Annotated in this window: 13 protein-coding genes; 7 read left to right on the top strand and 6 right to left on the bottom strand. The window is 40.9% G+C overall.

Annotated elements, in window-relative coordinates:
- Window positions 1–3 precede the first annotated feature (3 nt).
- The 3 genes from ACSX1H_RS11340 to ACSX1H_RS11350 all read left to right on the top strand — a co-directional run bounded on the left by ACSX1H_RS11340 (window position 4) and on the right by ACSX1H_RS11350 (window position 3185).
- Window positions 4–1086, top strand: coding sequence for a PorP/SprF family type IX secretion system membrane protein (locus ACSX1H_RS11340; RefSeq protein ID WP_439184029.1), 1083 nt, complete (start codon window positions 4–6; stop codon window positions 1084–1086).
- 172 nt (window positions 1087–1258) lie between these two features.
- Window positions 1259–1864: an OmpH/Skp family outer membrane protein gene (locus ACSX1H_RS11345; RefSeq protein ID WP_439184031.1), complete on the top strand. Its 606-nt coding sequence runs from the start codon at window positions 1259–1261 to the stop codon at window positions 1862–1864.
- Between the two features lie 58 nt (window positions 1865–1922).
- Window positions 1923–3185, top strand: coding sequence for a glycosyltransferase family 2 protein (locus tag ACSX1H_RS11350; protein ID WP_439184032.1), 1263 nt, complete (start codon window positions 1923–1925; stop codon window positions 3183–3185).
- Between the two features lies 1 nt (window position 3186).
- Here the strand turns inward: ACSX1H_RS11350 and ACSX1H_RS11355 are convergent, their stop codons facing one another.
- From ACSX1H_RS11355 to ACSX1H_RS11370, 4 genes are all read right to left on the bottom strand, one after another.
- On the bottom strand, window positions 3187–3510 hold the full coding sequence (locus ACSX1H_RS11355) for a hypothetical protein (RefSeq protein ID WP_439184034.1): 324 nt from the start codon (window positions 3508–3510) through the stop codon (window positions 3187–3189).
- 43 nt (window positions 3511–3553) lie between these two features.
- On the bottom strand, window positions 3554–3859 hold the full coding sequence (locus tag ACSX1H_RS11360) for an FtsB family cell division protein (protein ID WP_439184035.1): 306 nt from the start codon (window positions 3857–3859) through the stop codon (window positions 3554–3556).
- A gap of 260 nt (window positions 3860–4119) precedes the next feature.
- Window positions 4120–5547, bottom strand: a complete 1428-nt coding sequence (locus ACSX1H_RS11365) for a hypothetical protein (RefSeq protein WP_439184037.1) — start codon at window positions 5545–5547, stop codon at window positions 4120–4122.
- A gap of 352 nt (window positions 5548–5899) precedes the next feature.
- A complete protein-coding gene (locus ACSX1H_RS11370) occupies window positions 5900–6022 on the bottom strand; it encodes a hypothetical protein (RefSeq protein WP_439184039.1) in 123 nt (40 codons plus the stop codon).
- A 68-nt stretch (window positions 6023–6090) separates the two neighbouring features.
- Between ACSX1H_RS11370 and ACSX1H_RS11375 the strand changes: the two genes are divergently transcribed.
- Window positions 6091–6867: a lipopolysaccharide kinase InaA family protein gene (locus ACSX1H_RS11375; RefSeq protein ID WP_439184041.1), complete on the top strand. Its 777-nt coding sequence runs from the start codon at window positions 6091–6093 to the stop codon at window positions 6865–6867.
- 69 nt (window positions 6868–6936) lie between these two features.
- On the opposite strand, the gene pruA is transcribed toward ACSX1H_RS11375, so the two are convergent.
- Complete coding sequence (pruA, locus tag ACSX1H_RS11380; protein WP_439184043.1) at window positions 6937–8565, bottom strand: L-glutamate gamma-semialdehyde dehydrogenase; 1629 nt, start codon at window positions 8563–8565, stop codon at window positions 6937–6939.
- A gap of 379 nt (window positions 8566–8944) precedes the next feature.
- The gene (locus tag ACSX1H_RS11385) at window positions 8945–10285 is read right to left on the bottom strand and encodes a type IX secretion system plug protein (protein WP_439184044.1); all 1341 of its coding nucleotides are present in this window, start codon (window positions 10283–10285) and stop codon (window positions 8945–8947) included.
- A 90-nt stretch (window positions 10286–10375) separates the two neighbouring features.
- Between ACSX1H_RS11385 and ACSX1H_RS11390 the strand changes: the two genes are divergently transcribed.
- The 3 genes from ACSX1H_RS11390 (at window position 10376) to nqrC (ending at window position 13675) form a co-directional block, all read left to right on the top strand.
- Complete coding sequence (locus ACSX1H_RS11390; RefSeq protein WP_439184045.1) at window positions 10376–11725, top strand: Na(+)-translocating NADH-quinone reductase subunit A; 1350 nt, start codon at window positions 10376–10378, stop codon at window positions 11723–11725.
- A gap of 81 nt (window positions 11726–11806) precedes the next feature.
- Window positions 11807–12964, top strand: coding sequence for an NADH:ubiquinone reductase (Na(+)-transporting) subunit B (locus tag ACSX1H_RS11395; RefSeq protein ID WP_439184046.1), 1158 nt, complete (start codon window positions 11807–11809; stop codon window positions 12962–12964).
- A gap of 12 nt (window positions 12965–12976) precedes the next feature.
- Window positions 12977–13675 carry an NADH:ubiquinone reductase (Na(+)-transporting) subunit C gene (nqrC, locus tag ACSX1H_RS11400; RefSeq protein ID WP_439184047.1) on the top strand — a complete coding sequence of 233 codons (699 nt, stop codon included), beginning with the start codon at window positions 12977–12979 and terminating at the stop codon, window positions 13673–13675.
- The last annotated feature ends 2 nt before the right edge of the window (window positions 13676–13677 follow it).

Below are 13677 nucleotides of genomic sequence, written 5' to 3' on the forward strand. Positions count from 1 at the left end.
AGCATGATAAAGAATAAGCAAACATTAGGTCGGATACATCAATATTTAATCAGAAGTATTTACATACTACTGCTTTTAATATCCTCTAATGCATTTGCACAGGATGTGTCTTTTTCTCAGATGTATGCGACTCCCATGTATTTGAGTCCTTCGTTTACCGGGTTGACGCAAGGAACGCGCATGAGCCTGACCTACCGCGACCAATGGCCCGGTATCGCTAAGGCCTATCGCTCTTATGCCCTCACGGCTGATCACTTCTTTGATGACTACAGCAGTGGTATAGGTCTGATGGTTTTGCGTGATGACAGCGGAGACGGCTTATTGGTCAGACAGGATATAAGTGCTTTGTATGCCTATGAGTTTGAAGTGGCACGTGATATTTTCATTCGGCCAGGAATTGAATTTATCTATAAAGAACGTAATTTAGGATTGATGAAAGCCATCTTTCCTTCTGATCAGGGTAATGGAGGAACTGTTCTGCCTTCAGCACCAAACGGTAATGAGGAGTATCAGCATAAGCATTTCGACGCGGCTGCTTCAGCCATGGTTTACAACGACGATTTTTGGTTTGGCTTTGCTATGCATAACCTTGTTAAGAGCAACATTGGGGTCACCGATCTCCAATCCTATAACCCCTTTAAAACATCCGTGTATGGAGGTTATAAGTACCGTTACAAGGCTAACATGCGCAATAGCGATGAGCAAAGCATTACGCTTGCTTTTAATTACCGTTTGCAACAAAACTTCAATCAGCTCGATATTGGAACCTACTGGTACATAAACCCGATGGAAATTGGTCTATGGTATCGGGGGATTCCTTTTGCTTCGGGTGATGAGTTGGTTAATAATGACGGTCTAATTTTTATCCTTGGCGTTAATGTGGGAACCCTTCGCTTGGCATACAGTTACGACTGGACACTTTCTGAACTTAGTGGATACAGTAATGGCGCCAATGAATTATCCATAATATTTCGCTTTAATCAATCAACTAAGAAAAATAAAATTAGAGGAGCTATTCCATGTAGTGCTCCGGGAAGTGGTGGTACTGGTTCAAAATACCGTCGCCGTACACGCTCATTTTTCTAATCGTTTCTATACATAAACCTTTATTGCCCGTGGCTTTCGTTGATGATTATGCATGCTTGGTCACTTTGATGCGGGTGTTAATTAAAAAATAGGAGCAAATATTTTTATATGATGGGTAATCAGTTATATTTGTTCTCCGTAAAATTATTGGTTAAATTTCACTAGGGAGAGTATGAAACAATTATCAACAGTGCTGAATGGCGTTTTATTAATTGCTGTTATTGTATTATTTGTATTACACTTTAACAAATCAGGGGCAAATGAAGCCAACCCAGTTGCTGACGGGGGAAGTACTTCAGGGGATGTATTTCCTGTAGCCTATATAAATACAGATTCTTTACTTCTAAATTACACTTTTGCAAAAGAGGTAAATGAGCAGTTGATGAGTAAAGAGGAGGCCTCAAGAGCCGATTTTAACGAAAAAGCGAAGGTGTTTCGCCAAGATGCTGTTGAGTTTCAGAGAAAAGTGCAAAACAATGGCTTTTTAAGTATGGAACGTGCTCAAAAAGAGCAGCAAAGATTAGCGAAGGCTGAACAAGATCTTGCTCAGTTAAACCAAACTTTGTCCAATGAGCTGATGATGGAACAAGATAAATTGAATCGTCAGTTGCGCGATACACTAATGAGCTATTTAGAGGAATATGCTAAAGAGAAGCCTTACAAAGTGATTTTGAGTAATACACTTGGCGACAATGTTCTTTATGGGGCTAATGGTGTTGATATTACCAACGAAATTGTAGAAGCCCTGAATGCACGTCATGCAGAGTCAAAGAAATAAATAATTCATTTATATTTGGAAGGCAGGAGTCAGCAGACTTCTGCCTTTTTTGATTTTTATGGATAAGCTTTTTGCCAAATATTTCAAAAAACATCCGCTTAATCAGCCACCTGGTATAAGCAGTGACCTAAAAGTGGTAGTACCGGTTTACCTCGAAGAAGAGACTTTACCAGTGCTTATAGATAGCTTATTGGCTGCGGCCAATAGCTTCGCTAAAGCGCGTGTTGAGGTGATATTAGTATTCAATTACCCGGATTTTGCACCTTCTGACATTATCTCTCGCCAGCTAGAATCGTTCGAACATTATACAAGCATAGAACTTGGGACTGATTCGAGTGTTGTACTCACGTGCCTAAAAGATTTTGATGTTCCCAAAAAGCAAGCTGGAGTAGGGCATGCTCGCAAAACAGGGATGGATTACGCTGCCTATACTTTTGCGCACCATAACAGAACAAAGGGCATTATTGTGTCCTTGGATGCCGACTGTATCGTGTCTACCAATTATTTTGAAAGTCTAGTCACTGCCTATTCTGAAAATGCTTATTCCGGTTGTAATATCTATTACGAACATCCTTTATCGGGTTCGCTCTCTTCAGATGTATACATGGCCATTGCTGAGTATGAGCTGCATTTGCGCTACTATGTGCAGGCCTTGCGATATGCCGGCTTCCCGTATGCTTTTCATACCGTAGGTTCGTGCTTTTCAGTAACTGCTGAGGCATACATCAAAGCTGGTGGCATGCCTTCCAAGCAAGCGGGTGAGGATTTTTATTTTTTACAGAAAGTTATCCCACAGGGAAATTTCGGCGAGGTTAACTCCACCATTGTTTTCCCGTCGTCGAGGCCCTCATCCAGAGTACCTTTTGGAACCGGCCCTTCTGTTAATGAGCTCGTGCAGTCTGGAGGTGAATACCATACCTATAACCTGCAGGCGTTTATCGATTTAAAAGAGTTTCTGCAGCTGAAGGATGAATTGTATGAGCTGACCGATGATGGAATTGAAGAGTTTACTCATCAGCTGAGTGGACGCATGCGAAGCTATCTCATTCATTCCGATTTTTTTCAGGCCTTAAAACCCGTGCGTTCACATTGTTCGTCCATTGAGGTGTTCAGGAAACGTTTTTATGAGGTTTTTAACGCCTTTCGGGTTGTTAAATATCTCAACTATACTCATGCTCATTTTCTTGAAAAAATGCCTGTTTTTGATGCCTCTATTAATCTCTATGAACTCCATCACAATCAGTCTGCCGATATTTTTGAAGTCGAAGAGCTCTTGACTTTATACCGTCAACAAGAAAAGCAGCAGTCCTACTCCATCTAAACTATTTTCTGATACGGCGATAGCTGGCATACGTATCCAGTATGGCTGTTAAAGCGATAAAGATTATCCAGTAGCGGCGGTGAGTTAGCATCGCCCAGGCAGCTGGTAATAGCATAATGGCACTATAAAGCAGAATGGTGAACACGCGTTGGTTCTCAACTTTGCCAACAATTCGGTTATATAAACGGATGCCAACCATAGTGATAGCGCCCCCAGAGAAGCACCAGGCACCAGACTCCATATCACTGATGTGCATTAAAATGCCTAAAAAAACAAGTGCCATTCCAATATAGTAGATGACACTTAATAGCTTATAAATATTCATTAAAATGTAGTAATTCTGATTTTATTTAAACTCGTAATAAGGCTTACTCTTCTTCAACAACAAAAATAACTTCCTCTTTTTTCTTCATGAGGTATTCTTCGCGAGCAAATTTTTCGAGATTATCGATACTACTCTGTAGTTCCTCCATTTTTCGGTTATTCTGCTCAATCTCGTTAATGTAGTGTTGCTTTTGTTTTTCCAGCTGATTGATTCGTCTGGCCAGGCTGTATCGATCAAATAAACTATTCTGATCGAAAACGGTGATGTATACAAGAAACACCATGGCCGCAAGGAAGAACTTATTGCCTATAAGCGGTTTAATGTATTTTTTAAAGTTCGAGTGTTCCATACCGTTTAATTTTTGTAAAGGTAATGAAATAGCCAGCAATTTTTGAAAGCTGTGCGCACATTTCTTCTGCCTTGCATAACAAAAACCGGGAGAAGGTAGATAAAATACTATCCATTCTCCCGGAGTTGCTATTCTGCTAATTAGCTTGCCATTCACTTAGACCTATCGCTACAGAGAGCAATACGCCGTATTTTGGTGTACTAAATCCTGTTTTTCTAACCGGTATTAATTTTTAATCGTGATGTTCACTGTTCGATTCACTAATTCATTGTGATAAAGACATCTGTTCGGACTTTTCGTTTGTTTAGCAGGTAGCTGTTTAATTCAACTGTTTCGAAGTCCATTTTAAATAGCTTTGCCAATGTTCTGTTAAGTATTATATGTTGTGTCATTTTGTTGTGAAGCACCTTAGGAAAGTACTTTTTAATTTGCCGCCTATCGATTGTTTGACCTAAAGTTTCGAAGGGGGCTGTGCCCAAAATCCATATATCTTTCTTAATTATTAGATTAAGAGGCTCATCAAAATCCAACTTTTTATGTTTCACAATATAGTGGTCGTTACCTGCTTTTTGAATGGCGTTAAAATCGTTTTCTAAGATGCTTAATAAAAGCTGGCCCTTCTCATAATTTGGCATTTTAATCGCCAACTTAAAATCTGGCGTCTCTTTTGTTCCAACATTGCTGTCAGCTATCGTAATAAAGCCATTGCCCAAGGCGTTAACCCAATCATCGTCCATAGCAAGGATAGCGAGTTTACTCAGAGCAGCTTCGTCCTCTCTCATACTGTTAATTTGCAGATGGGTGGCTAAGTGATATTTCAGATTAGCCGCTTTTAAGTGGTAGCAGAAGATCGATTGTGAGCCGGCCGGGAGGTATTTTATAAGATCACGATCTAACTTTTGGTGGATGGCTGGTTTCTTTGCTTTGTTGCTCAATACACTGCTAATGTTTAAGGAGTTGTTTTTATGGCTTAATTTAAGCCAAATGTTCTCGTGGTAGTTCAGAATGGAAGAACCCAACTCTGGGGACTCGAAATATTCATAAAAGCTGTCATTTAGTAGGTTTAGCATGTGAAAAGGAAGTTCTGCTATTGCTTCGCTATCCAAATAAAGTAGGGCTGCACTATTTTCGATACCTTCCTTAAATATACTGTTGTAATTCACCCATTGGCCGTCGCTCTTGCCTGTTGATTTCTTTTCCTGTTCTATGAGGAATGCAAATTGATTAACGGCATTTATTGAGTCCAGCTGGGCAATCGAGTCCAGTTTATTAGCGACCATGTTGTGCTCAAAATCAGGTGAATCCAATTGTTTCCACAGGGCCTCATATTCTTGTCTTAATTTTTTGTCAATTGGTTTGCTTTGCGAAAATATCTTGAGTTCATAGTAGTCAGGATAAAAATGCAGAATCCCTTTTCGATACTGATCCTTTTCCAATAAGGCATAAGTAGGGGTAAGTTCCTTTATCTCGATGTCGATGGCTTGCAACAGACTATCAGTTTGTTTTAGAGAGAAGTTCTTAAGTCCTTTCAGCCGGATTGTATAATGATCAAATGCCTCCTTCTTCTGGACGAAAATACACGCTTCTTCAGTTGTATTTGCCAGTTCTGCAATGGATTCACCAACTTCTTGACCCACTAAACCAGCCAATTCTTCGACATCAATGGCTTTTGTATTCAAATAAGCCATTAAAATCAGATTATCAGTCGGAATTTGCTCATACAGGTTTCTATTGGTTTGTGAATAGGTCAGTTGCAGACAGCATAAGTTAGCGATTAGACACGCGACAAGTCTAAGGATGTGTTTTTGAAAATGCATAATTGTTTTTGATGTTTGTTGAAAGGTTATGTTGAAGATGCTGATTATTACAGCATCTTAATATTGTAATGATAAGTGCTTGTGTTTGTTAGCTTATACTTAACAAATATATATTCAACTCTAATTCTATTTCACTTAATAAAAAGTAAAGCGGGGCGAAATTAATCTTTTCTGGTAAAAGAAGAGGTGAAATGTCGAATGATATGATAACTAATTAATGGCTTTATATCGGCAAAAGGAGAGCAGTCGTTTTTTTAGTGGTAGTTGCCTGAGCGTTCTTCACGAATGCAGATAGTTCATGTAATTCTTTATTGATTTCATCCATCAATCCGGATAGCTCGTCCATATTTTTATGCGTTCCCTTAGAGTGGAATCGTATGTTTGTCAGACGATAAGCAAAATACTGAGCTTCTTATGATTAAAATTAAGTTGAATAAAAGCTACGCAAGTCTTCATGATTATATAAAAAATATCGCGGTACATTTTGAACGCGAATCTGATTGTATCCGATGCGATCGCAACCAGGTTAAGCGCATAAAAGTGGGCGAGCACGATTTATGCGTTAAAGCATTTGGAAAACCAACAGTTTTTAATCGTTGGATGTATTCCTATTTTCGAAAATCCAAAGCAAGGCGCTCCTATGAATTTGCTCACTACCTGCTTAAGAAGGGGGTTGGCACACCCGCACCCATTGCCTATGTTGAAATATACAACGCCTGGCACTTTTTGATTAAATCTTTCTACATCTGCCACTATGAAAATTTCGACTACGATATGGCCAATGTGTTGGCACGTGAGGTGGATGATAAGCGCATGATTTTGCGCGACTTTGTAAATTTTATGGTGAATCAATTACATGCCCAAGGCATTTGCCACACTGATTTTAATGGATCAAATGTGCTGGTTAAAAGAGCTAATGTGATGGATAAGGTTCGCTATCAGTTTTTACTGGTGGACCTGAATCGGCTCAAGTTTCAAAAACCTTTGGGGTATCATCAGGGTTTGTACAATATGCAACAAATTGATTCCAATCCCGAATACCTCACCGAGTTAGCGCGTTTTTATGCCCGTTTTAAAGATGCTGATTCGGATGATACAGTTTATGAGTTGATGTTGGTGAAATCAATTGCAAGGTTAAGGCGCCGTTATACCAAGCGCTTTTTACACTTTCTGAAAACGATGCTTCAATAATATTTAGTCTGGGAACCTAAAAAGGATGATTCAAAAAAGGAGGCTGTCGTTCGGACAGCCTCCTTGGTTTTATTCAGCTAAGAATGGGTATTTGTAGTCGTGAGGTGGAACAAAGTTCTCCTTAATGGTGCGTGGACTCACCCAGCGCATCAGGTTAATGGCCGAACCAGCTTTATCATTGGTTCCCGAGCCACGTGAACCACCAAATGGCTGCTGGCCAACAACAGCACCTGTTGGCTTATCATTGATGTAGAAGTTACCGGCAGTATTCACCAGTCGCTTCGTCATTTTTTCGATAATGTATCTGTCCTGCGAGAAAATAGCTCCCGTAAGTGCATAGATGGATGTGCTATCCAGAATATCCATGGTCTCGTCCAACTTATTATCCTCGTACACATAAATGGTGAGTACCGGACCAAACAATTCTTCTTCCATGGTTGGGTACTTTGGATTGCTTGTCTGGATGATGGTTGGCTCAATAAAGTAACCTATTGACTTATCATAGTTACCTCCAAAAATCACTTCTGCTTCGTTACTGGCGTTGGCATCGTCAATAGCACCAGCTAGCTTGTTGAATGAAGCTTCATCAATAACTGCATTAACGAAGTTGGAAAAGTCCTCAGGTGGTCCCATCTTCATGTCCTTCAGTTGCTCGCCAACATAGCCTTTAATCTCTTCCCATCGGCCGGCTGGCAGATAGGCGCGCGAAGCAGCCGAACATTTTTGACCTTGGTACTCGAAGGCGCCACGAACCAATGCGGTGGCTACTGCCTTGGCATCGCACGATTTGTGTGCAATTATATAATCCTTACCACCTGTTTCACCAACAATGCGCGGATAGGTTTTGTACTTGTAGATATTATCGCCAATTGCTTTCCAGGTACTTTGGAAAACTCCGGTAGAACCTGTAAAGTGGAAACCAGCAAAATCAGGGTGTTCAAATACCACCTTAGCAGCTACCGGGCCCGAAACATAAACCAGGTTAATAACGCCATCGGGCACACCTGCTTCTTTAAATAATTTCATTAAGAAGTAAGCTGAATATACAGCTGTTTTTGAGGGTTTCCATACCGCTACGTTACCCATTAATGCCGGAGCAGTCTGCAGGTTACCGGCAATAGAGGTAAAGTTAAACGGCGTGAGAGCAAATACAAATCCTTCCAGTGGACGGTATTCTACACGGTCCCAAATGCCAGGTGATGATTCCGGCTGGCCAGCATATATTTCAGTCATATACTGTACGTTGAAACGGAAAAAATCAGCCAGCTCGCAAGCTGCATCAATCTCTGCCTGGAAGGCATTTTTTGACTGGCCTAACATGGTGGCAGCGTTTAAAACCTGGCGGTATGGACCAGCAAGTAAGTCAGCTGCTTTTAAAAAGATGGATGCGCGGTGTTCCCAGCTTAATTCTGCCCATTGTTTGCGGGCTTTTAAAGCCGCATCAATGGCCATGTGTACATGCGTTTCGTCGCCTTGATGGTAGTAACCTAGGGTGTGCTTAATTTCGTGAGGCGGGTGAATACGTTTTTTATCGCCTGTTCTCACTTCTTCGCCACCAATAAACATAGGGATGTCAATTTCTTGCGTGCGAAGTTCCTCCAGCATCTTCTTTAACTCAGCACGCTCAGGGCTTCCGGGAGCGTAACTCTTAATTGGCTCATTAACAGCCGGTGGTACTTGAAAAATTCCTTTTGGCATAGATTTTATTTTTTTTGGTTGTCACTCAGTCAACTGCTTGACCTTAACGAAAAGATTTAATCCAAAATCATCTGAGTAAAACAAATCTATGAAATTAAAAAGCCGATGTACATGAAAAAAGTCAGGGTTTGGGTGCAAATTCAGCTAATATTTATCAGGTTTTTGTAGTTTGGGCTTACAGCCTGATGCACAGAGAGCTCATGAGCTTTTATGCCTTCGTGAGTTTTTTATTTTTTGGCACCAGCTTAGACGGGGTGAACAAACAAAAATGCCTTTAAAATCAGAATAATAATTTACTGAATTAACAACCGGTCAGTGGTTTATGTATTAGCATCACGTGTTTGTGCGGATGAGTGTTAAGCAGCATCCGGATAACAGCTTACTTACTGATTGAATACTTTAGCGAATTTGAAATATTGACCCCTATCAGGCGCTCATAATTGTCGCTCACACTTTGGTAGTAAACAAATATGATGTAATCGTTTTCACTTTGACCAAAGCTGCCTTCAAACCGTTCAACCTCAGCCTTTTTATGTCCGTTCTCTAAAAAGTGGTACTGGTAATTGTAAAAACCTTGCTTTAGCAGCATGGTTAGCTCGTAGGTGTGGGTGTTGAAGTTGTATTCCATACGGTTGGAGGTGTTTAAGAGCCAATCGTTTAAGCCGCCTGTTACATGCACATCTCCATCGATGAAAGGGGCTTTAACAGGCAGTTTGAAATGGACATATACGTAGTCTGCTTCAATCACCGGATCCCGGTTTTCTTTCACATCAATGTAATATTTTCCATTAAAATCTTCGCGATAGAAGTAGGGTTTCTGGCTCAAAAACTTATCGGGAAACAGCGTAAAGTGGTAGTGTGGGTCAAAAAACGAAATGTTGGCAACATGTTCAGGAGCAAAGCGCGTGCTTCTGATGTCGAGCCAGCGGTATTCGTTGCCGCCATCAAATAAGTTTTCCCGGTTATACGAGTAGTCAAGTTCCTGATTGCGAATAAACAGTGGTTTTAGGTCATCAATTTGATTATCAAAGCGGCCATTTTGTTGGAGCACCACTTTTAGGTCTTCACGCGGATTGTTAATTCTGAAATGGGGGTGTTGGATGGTGAAATTAACTTCCTGCATCGATTCTCTAAAATTAGAGTTTGAGGTGTACTTTATCCGTGGAGAAATATTTACCTGGCCTTCGGAAACATAAAACGGGCGCGTTAGAACTGGTGTATCTTCATTACCTAACTCGAATATCTGAATGATGTAATTCCCCGATATTTTAAGTTTAACATCTTCGTTTGGGAAATCGAGTGTATAGTGAATGTAATCAAAGGTGGTATTAAACGAATACTGATAATCATCAACCGAGTTAGGCATGAAGCCATCAATGTATTCGGTGGGCATCAGGTTCGATTCTTCCCAGTTGGAATTGCAGTGTATAATGCGATACTGATAATTTTTGGAGTCATAAGCAAAGTCATCAAACTCAAGTCGTAATTGCTCCTGTGGGTGTAAATTAATTATGGGGTACGACATTTTCCAACCCTTTTTAAATAACTGCACTGTATGAATGTTGGAGGCGGTTTGCACCGGTTCTTGTGCTTTGGCCGTTAAATAACTGCTGCAAATAATGATAAGGCCTCCTGTAAGTGCAACTATTTTTTTAGGTAATATAGTGTTGAAAAACCTTTTTGTGCCACTCAAATGGCAAGGTATATTAAAATACTCCATGTTTACTGTGTTTTACAAACGCAATATATATGGATTAGTGATAAATTTATGTATTTTTGCGCGTAAAAATAAAAAAACCGTTTTTCAAACATGTCAGAGGTAATAAAAATCAAAAAAGGTCTTGATATCCAGCTAGCCGGCAAAGCCGAGAAAGTTTTTGGACAGGCTGATTTGCCCGAATTTTTTGCCGTTAAGCCCACCGATTTTCACGGTGTGGTGCCAAAAATGGCTGTCAAAGTTGGGGACAAGGTGAAAGCGGGTACAGTTTTATTTTTTGACAAGTATCGTCCGGAAATAAAATTTGTGTCTCCTGTTAGTGGAGAGTTGGCTGCGGTAAACCGTGGCGAACGCCGAAAAATCCTTGAAGTAGTCGTAAAGTCTGATGGAGCAGATGAGAAAGAGCAGTTTGAAACTGCTAATCCTGCAGACCTTTCAAAAGAACAGATTGTCGAGAAACTGCAAGCCGCTGGGTTGTGGCCGTTTATTCGTAAGCGCCCATACGATGTGATTGCAGATGCCAATGAAACTCCCAAAGCCTTCTTTGTTTCGGCTTTTGACAGTGCCCCACTGGCACCGGATATGGATTTTATCTTATCTGGACAGGAGGAAGCATTACAGGCCGGAGTCAACGTTATCAAGCAGCTTTGCAGCAATGTACATGTAGGTGTGCAGAACGAATCAGCCTCAAAGGCATTTAAAAGCCTGAAGGGTGTGACACTCCATTCGTTTAGCGGTCCTCACCCGGCCGGTAACGTAGGTGTTCAGATTCACCATACCCTGCCTATTAGCAAGGGAGAAGTTGTTTGGGTAGCTCAACCGCAGGATATTGTTGCTATCGGTAAACTATTTACTGAGGGTATTTATGATGCAAATCGCATTGTGGTTCTCGCCGGTAGTGAAATTGAAAAGAAGGGCTATTTCAGAACGAAGTTAGGCGCCAGCATCTCTACATTAGTGAAAAACAATACAACAACCGATACGACGCTGCGCTACATCAGTGGTAACGTATTAACTGGTACACAAATTGAGGAAGACGGTTACTTAGGTGCTTATCATTCGCAGGTAACAGTTATTCCTGAAGGCGATTACTATGAGTTTATGGGTTGGGCCATGCCTGGCTTTGGTAAATTCAGTATGTCGCACTCCTTCTTTAGCTGGATGTGTAAAAACAAAGAGTATCGTTTAGATGCCAACAAGCACGGAGGGCTTCGTTCATTTGTAGTATCGGGTCAGTACGACAAGGTGTTGCCAATGGATATCCTGCCTGAGTTCTTATTCAGAGCTATTTTGGTTGAAGACATCGATAAGATGGAACAGTTAGGTATTTATGAACTTGTTGAAGAGGATATTGCTCTTTGTGAGTTTGTTTGTACTTCTAAACAGCCATTGCAAGCGACTTTGCGTAAGGGTATTGAATTAATGATTAAGGAGTTGAGTTAAATTAGTCAGTAGTCAGAAAGACTGGTGGTTATTAATTTTAAAGCTACTGTTTCTGGCTAATAACTATAAAACTATATAACATTGAAAGCGTTAAGAAATTTATTAGATAACATCAAACCTCACGTTCAAAAAGGCGGGAAGTTTGAAAAATTTCATTCAACCTTCGATGCACTGGAAACCTTGTTTTTTGTTCCTAATACAACGAACAAAAATGGTGTTCATGTGCGCGATGCGGTTGACTTGAAGCGTACCATGGCAATTGTTGTGATGGCATTAGTTCCGGCACTGCTGTTTGGTATCTGGAATACTGGCTATCAGCATTTCCTTGCGATGGGCGTTGAGGCTTCCTTTTGGGCCCAGGTGGGTCATGGAGCACTAAAAGTTTTACCAATTGTTGTGGTATCTTACCTGGTTGGTTTGGGTGTAGAATTTATTTTTGCTCAAATCCGTGGTCACGAAGTACAGGAAGGCTTCCTGGTATCGGGGATGCTTATTCCTTTGGTGTTGCCAGTTGATATTCCATTGTGGATGGTGGCTATTGCAACCATTTTTGCAGTGATCATTGGTAAAGAAGTATTTGGTGGTACTGGTATGAATATCTGGAACCCTGCACTGATAGCTCGTGCATTCCTGTTCTTTGCCTACCCTTCAAATATGTCGGGCGACAAGGTATGGATCTCAGGTTTAACCGATGGACAAGGTGTTGTTGATGGTTTTTCTGGAGCCACTTCATTAGGTCAGGCAGCTTCAGGTATGGCACCCAGCCATTCCATTATGGAAAGCTTCCTGGGGATGATTCCGGGTTCGATTGGTGAAACATCAACACTGGCTATTCTGATTGGAGCAGCTATTTTGATTTACACAGGTATTGGCAGCTGGAAAATCATGGTATCGGTTTTTGCCGGTGGTTACATCATGGGCTTATTATTTAACCTGTGGGGTGCCAACGCACTTATGCAAGTGGATGCGATACATCATTTGTGTTTAGGTGGTTTTGCTTTTGGTGCTGTCTTTATGGCGACCGACCCAGTTTCGGCTACCCGCACCGAAAAAGGGAAATGGATTTATGGATTTTTAATTGGGTTCCTGGCCGTGATGGTACGTGTCTTTAACCCGGCATATCCGGAAGGGGTAATGTTAGCCATCTTATTGATGAACACATTTGCACCGCTTATCGACCACTATGTGGTACAAGGAAATATCAAACGTCGTTTAAGAAGAGCTAAAGTAGCTGCCTAAATTATTAGTAAAATGGATAGACAAGGAAATACTTATACCTTTCTGTACGCATCTGTTATGGTGATTGTGGTAGCGGCAATTTTGGCCTTTCTAGCACAATCGTTAAAACCTATTCAGGATAAGAATGAGGCCGTGGCCAAAAAAATGGATATTCTGAAAACCATTAAGGTGGAGAGTACAGCAGCCGATGCTGAGGTAAAATATGAAAAATACATTGGTGATAATGCTTATGTATTAAATATCAACGGTGAAAAACAAAGCGGAGTTGAAGCATTTACTGTTGATTTAGCTAAAGAGATTAAAAAGGATGCTGCCGATCAGGCATATCCTATTTATGAGTGTACGTTGGACGATGGTTCAACGAAGTATGTTATTCCGGTTCGTGGAAAAGGTTTATGGGGCCCTATCTGGGGCTATGTAGCTTTAAACGAGGATAAGAATACTGTGTTCGGAGCTACCTTCGGCCATAAAGGTGAAACACCAGGTCTGGGAGCTGAAATTACAACCGATGCTTTCCAGAAGCAGTTTGTTGGCAAGCAACTATTTAAAGATAATGGGGAGTTTGCCTCAATTGCAGTTGTTAAGCAAGGACAGTCAGAAGGCGATCCGCACAAAGTGGATGGTATCTCAGGTGGTACAATTACCAGTGTTGGTGTTGGCACCATGTTGGATGACTGTTTGAGTGGATATGAAAAGTTTTTAAAGAACTAAAA

Source organism: Carboxylicivirga taeanensis (genome assembly GCF_051851475.1).
GTDB lineage: Bacteria > Bacteroidota > Bacteroidia > Bacteroidales > Marinilabiliaceae > Carboxylicivirga > Carboxylicivirga taeanensis.

What these genes read in the sequence shown, in the direction of transcription:
- ACSX1H_RS11345 (WP_439184031.1), top strand. Translation starts at nt 1,259, where the DNA reads ATGAAACAATTATCAACAGTGCTGAATGGCGTTTTATTAATTGCTGTT.
- ACSX1H_RS11370 (WP_439184039.1), bottom strand. Translation starts at nt 6,022, where the DNA reads ATGGACGAGCTATCCGGATTGATGGATGAAATCAATAAAGAATTACAT.
- ACSX1H_RS11350 (WP_439184032.1), top strand. Translation starts at nt 1,923, where the DNA reads ATGGATAAGCTTTTTGCCAAATATTTCAAAAAACATCCGCTTAATCAG.
- ACSX1H_RS11360 (WP_439184035.1), bottom strand. Translation starts at nt 3,859, where the DNA reads ATGGAACACTCGAACTTTAAAAAATACATTAAACCGCTTATAGGCAAT.
- ACSX1H_RS11385 (WP_439184044.1), bottom strand. Translation starts at nt 10,285, where the DNA reads ATGGAGTATTTTAATATACCTTGCCATTTGAGTGGCACAAAAAGGTTT.
- ACSX1H_RS11340 (WP_439184029.1), top strand. Translation starts at nt 4, where the DNA reads ATGATAAAGAATAAGCAAACATTAGGTCGGATACATCAATATTTAATC.
- ACSX1H_RS11375 (WP_439184041.1), top strand. Translation starts at nt 6,091, where the DNA reads ATGATTAAAATTAAGTTGAATAAAAGCTACGCAAGTCTTCATGATTAT.
- ACSX1H_RS11365 (WP_439184037.1), bottom strand. Translation starts at nt 5,547, where the DNA reads ATGGCTTATTTGAATACAAAAGCCATTGATGTCGAAGAATTGGCTGGT.
- pruA (WP_439184043.1), bottom strand. Translation starts at nt 8,565, where the DNA reads ATGCCAAAAGGAATTTTTCAAGTACCACCGGCTGTTAATGAGCCAATT.
- ACSX1H_RS11355 (WP_439184034.1), bottom strand. Translation starts at nt 3,510, where the DNA reads ATGAATATTTATAAGCTATTAAGTGTCATCTACTATATTGGAATGGCA.
- ACSX1H_RS11390 (WP_439184045.1), top strand. Translation starts at nt 10,376, where the DNA reads ATGTCAGAGGTAATAAAAATCAAAAAAGGTCTTGATATCCAGCTAGCC.
- nqrC (WP_439184047.1), top strand. Translation starts at nt 12,977, where the DNA reads ATGGATAGACAAGGAAATACTTATACCTTTCTGTACGCATCTGTTATG.